The 4727-nt window shown below is 28.7% G+C and carries 3 protein-coding genes; 1 reads left to right on the top strand and 2 read right to left on the bottom strand.

Translation table 11 applies throughout. The annotated features are described in order from the left end of the window. On the top strand, positions 1–870 hold an 870-nt coding region (rho, locus tag Q0352_RS09030; RefSeq protein WP_299526860.1), incomplete at its 5' end, for a transcription termination factor Rho. Between the two features lie 323 nt (positions 871–1193). Here rho and Q0352_RS09025 read toward each other — a convergent pair. Both Q0352_RS09025 and Q0352_RS09020 read right to left on the bottom strand, forming a co-directional pair. Next, on the bottom strand, positions 1194–3356 hold the full coding sequence (locus Q0352_RS09025; protein WP_299526858.1) for a peptidylprolyl isomerase: 2163 nt from the start codon (positions 3354–3356) through the stop codon (positions 1194–1196). A gap of 110 nt (positions 3357–3466) precedes the next feature. Continuing rightward, positions 3467–4726: a hemolysin family protein gene (locus Q0352_RS09020; RefSeq protein WP_299526856.1), complete on the bottom strand. Its 1260-nt coding sequence runs from the start codon at positions 4724–4726 to the stop codon at positions 3467–3469. Position 4727: the final 1 nt, after the last annotated feature.

Genomic DNA, 4727 nt, shown 5'->3' with positions numbered 1-4727 from the left:
GTAAGAGACCGTGTTTCATTTGAGCATTTAACACCTTTATTCCCAGAAGAAAAATTTAATTTAGCTGGAAAAGGAAGTACTCTTTCAACAAGAATTATGGATTTGTTTTCACCAATTGGAAAAGGGCAAAGAGGAATGATTGTTTCTCAACCTAAAACTGGTAAAACCATGTTACTTAAGGATATTGCGAATTCTATTGCTTCCAATCATCCTGAAGTTTATCAAATTATTTTATTAATTGATGAAAGACCTGAAGAGGTAACAGATATGCAGCGTAGTGTAAAAGGTGAAGTTGTTGCTTCAACTTTTGACGAACCAGCAGAAAAACATGTTAGAGTTGCCAATATTGTTTTAGAAAAAGCAAAAAGATTGGTTGAATGTGGCCATGATGTTGTTATCTTATTAGATTCAATTACTCGTTTAGCTAGAGCTTATAATACAGTTGCGCCGGCGTCAGGTAAAATATTATCAGGTGGTATTGATGCAAACGCATTACACAAGCCTAAACGTTTCTTTGGAGCTGCACGTAACATTGAGAATGGTGGTTCATTAACAATTATTGCAACTGCTTTAACAGAGACTGGATCAAAAATGGATGAAGTAATTTTTGAAGAATTTAAAGGAACTGGTAATATGGAACTTCAATTAGAGAGAAATATTTCTAACCGTAGAATTTATCCAGCTATTGATCTTGTTAAATCTAGCACGCGTAGAGATGATTTACTATTAGACCCTAAAACTGTTAAACGTATGTGGGTACTTAGAAAATATTTAGCAGATATGAATCCTGTAGAAGCAATGGAGTTTATTAAAGATAAAATCCAGTACACTACATCAAATGATGAATTTTTAATTTCTATGAATGGCTAATTCATTCAAGTTTTATTAGCAATCCATTAGTTGTTAATAACCAATAATCTATTTTAAAAAAACCTTCAAAACTTCCTTTTGAAGGTTTTTTATTTGCCCTATTTTAAGTAGTTGAGTTTATTTCAACTAAAATTAGAAGCTACAATTAATTTCAAAGGTAACTTTTAGATATTTTCCCTTGTAACTTATTTTATTTTCTAATTGATTCTTATAAAAAATATTAGTTCTTGATTTTCTTTAATAAGCATAGAATAGAACTAAACAAAAAAAACCTGCTCAATTAAATTGAGCAGGTTTTAAATATATGATATCTATCTTATTTATTAATAGAATTTACTTCTGTTATCCTGTATATCCGATGCATCTTGTAATACTTGATATAATTGGTAGCTTCTACCTTTTAATTTAGTTACTATTTTATTACGGAAAGTTTCGTAGTTTTCTAATTCTACTGAAGCTTCTCTCTTAGTTACCATCACAACAAACACTCCTTTTTCACCTTCAATTTTATCAGAAAGTTCCTCTAATTTTAAAGTAGACATCGCTCCAACAATTGCAGGTTCATTTCCTACACCTGAAAGTAACGGACTTGCTAATGTAACTGAAGATGCAGTACGAACAGTAGTATTAGTAATTTGAGCAATTTCTTCTAAAGTAGCTCCTTTCATTTTCTCTATAATTAGTCCTGCTTTTTTCTTGTTTGTTAGTTCTGGACGTACATTTAATAAAATATCAGAACTTAATACAATTCCATCTTTTTCAGTTTTACCGCTTAATAAGACAACTGCATAACCTCTTTTACCAAGAACATCTATATCAAAACGTTTAGAATCATTTAATTCTCTTTCTTGATCAAAAGACCATTGAACTATTTGGCGTTGATTGTTTAAACCAGGTATACTTTCAGATAAAGCTTTTAAATTAACTGCTGATTGCACGTTATAATTTAATTCTGTAGCTACATCTTCCAATTTTTTTCCGTCAGCTAAATTTGAAGTCAATGTTTCAGCTTTTTCAAAAATTATATTTTCAGTTTCTTCAGAAGCTTCAATTAAACGAGCAAAAGTTGCTAATTTAACTACTTTCTCAGGAGCTGTTTGCTCATCTATTCTAATAATATGAAAACCGAATGCTGTTTCAACAACATCTATACTTCCAGTTTTATTTTTATAAATAAAATCAGCAAAATCTTTATCAAAACCTGGCGAAAAAGCTTGATCTTTTCTTACCCATCCAATATCACCACCTTTTCCCTTTGTTCCATCAGAATTAACTACATCTGCAATTTCAGTAAATTTTGTTTTACTATTCTTTACTAAAGTAAAAATACTATCAATTGTTTTCTTAGCTTCATCTTTAGTTTTAGTAGATGTAGACCTTGTTGTACCTATGTAAGGAACAATAATATGGCTAGATTTTACGGAATCTGGCAATTGTAACGTTTCTACAATTTTAGATATTTTATAATAACCATTGTCTTTATAAGGACCAAAAACATCACCGACTAAACCTTCAAAAACAGTTTCTGAAATAGTTACAGGAAGCTGGCTTTTATATTTATATCCATTATCTATAGCTAAATCTGATTTATTATCATTTAAAAATGCTTCATAGTTAGAAGTATTTTTTAATCCAGCAATTTTAACCGTAGTTTTTGCAGCATTACTATATTCTTCTCTATCACTAATAAAACCTTCTACTAAAATTTTAGCATTGGCATCATCAGTTTCTGATGGTACAATATCAAATTTTACATATTTTAAAGTACGAGTAGCTTCTGGCTTAAATCTTTTTGAATTTTCTTCAACATATTTTTGAATTTCATCTTTAGATACAAGGCTTATACTGTCTGGAATAGAACTATAAGGCACAAAAACATATTTTGCATCCATTTTAGTGTTATCAAACATATAATCTCTCTTACCTTCTTCTAAAGAAGCACCTAAACCAATTGAAACTAAAGATGAATACGCTTGACGCTCTAAATTTTGTTTGATACTTTTTTCAGTAGCTAACCAATTCATCCAAGCTTGTTTATTGCCTGTTTCAGCTTCATCTTTCATATTAGCAATATATTCCTTAAGCTTTTCTTCATCAAAAAGATTAATTTCATTTTTGAATAATGGCGAATTTTGAATTTCTGGTAATGCAATCATAGCATCCCAAATATCTTTTTCACCAACAACAATACCTGCTTTTTCAAGTTGAGTTTGAAAAACTTTTTCACTTACCATGCTATTCCATACAGCATTTACGGCTTGCATTTGAGTTGCTCTTCCTCCACTTTGAGTTTTATAAGCTTCAACTTGTTGTGCAAATTCATCACGGTCAATATCTTCTCCGTTGATTTGCCCTACAGAATTTACTTTACTTGAACTAAAAAATTGTTGAATTGAGCTTGGATCAAGAACAAATGCAAATAGTGCTAAACCTACAATTAGGATTAGGAACATTGAACGATCTCTAATTTTTGATAATATTGCCATTTTATTTTTCTTTTATTACAGTGTGCGAAAATACAATTTAGTATTTAATTATGAAAGTTAAAACTTCATAATTAATAGGAAAAGTTAGCTATTTTTAGTAGGGATTGAAATTAATCTACAATATCTAGTACTTTTACATAAACTTCAAGAATTTTTGATGAGTCTACTTTCAACATTTTGAAATATAAATTGTTAATTTCAATAATTTCATCTTGTTTTGGAATATCCTCATTATAATAAACTATAAAACCTCCAAGGGTTTCATAAGCTTCATTATCTTCGATATTTAAATCGTAAGTTTCATTTAAATAATCAACTTCTAAACGTGCAGAAAACTCATATTCTCTATCATTAATTTTATTTTCCAACAATTCAACAGTATCATGCTCATCAACTATTTCTCCAAACAATTCTTCTACAATATCTTCAACCGTTATTATACCAGAAGTTCCTCCAAATTCATCTAAAACAACAGAAATGCTTTTCTTTTTTTTAATTAAAACATTTAACACATTGTTAATCATCATACTTTCAGGTACAAATTCAACTGGTAATAATATTGATTGTATTGTATTTGGATTTTTAAACAATTCAAACGCATGTGCGTAGCCCAAAACATCATCCAATGAATCTTTATAAACTAATATCTTAGAATAACCTGTTTTAATAAATAAGGCTTTTAAATTAGGAATGCTTTCATTTATATCAACCGCAAAAATTTCTGTTCGTGGTATCATTATTTCACGTGCTTTCACATTATCAAATTCTAAAGCATTTTGAAAAATTTGAATTTCAGAATCAACTTCCTCACTACTTTTCGAATTTTCAAGTTGCTTAAGAATGTAATTACCCAATTCCTCCTTGCTAAATTCGGTTTGGCTAACAACTTTTAAAGAATTAAAAAATACTTTTAAAAAGAAGTCTGAAATTAAAGTTATAAAATCCGAAATAAAGTGAAAAATAATATAAAAAAAGTATGCAAATGGTGCAAAAATCAAAAGTGTTTCGTTGGCATAAATTCTAAATATAGCTTTTGGCAAAAATTCAGCAGTAACTAAAATTATTAATGTTGAAATTACTGTTTGTATTATTAATATAGAAAACTCATTTAATTCATTTATAGGTAACATATTTATAATAAATTCTCCCATAAAAAAACTATAAACTACCAAAGCAATATTATTACCAACCAACATTGTTGTAATAAATTTTGAAGATTTTGAAGTTAGTTTGGTAAGTATTTTAGCAATAAAACCTGCTTTTTTCTTCTCTAATTCAACTTGAAATTTATTAGCAGAAATATAAGCAATTTCCATTCCTGAAAAGAAAGCAGAAAGTATAATTGAAATTAGAATAACCGTAATTTGAATT

Origin of the sequence: uncultured Lutibacter sp. (assembly GCF_937891065.1) — a bacterium.
In the GTDB taxonomy this organism is placed as follows: Bacteria; Bacteroidota; Bacteroidia; order Flavobacteriales; family Flavobacteriaceae; genus Lutibacter.
Note: the sequence above shows the minus strand (reverse complement) of the source record. Positions and strands in the feature narration are given on the sequence as shown.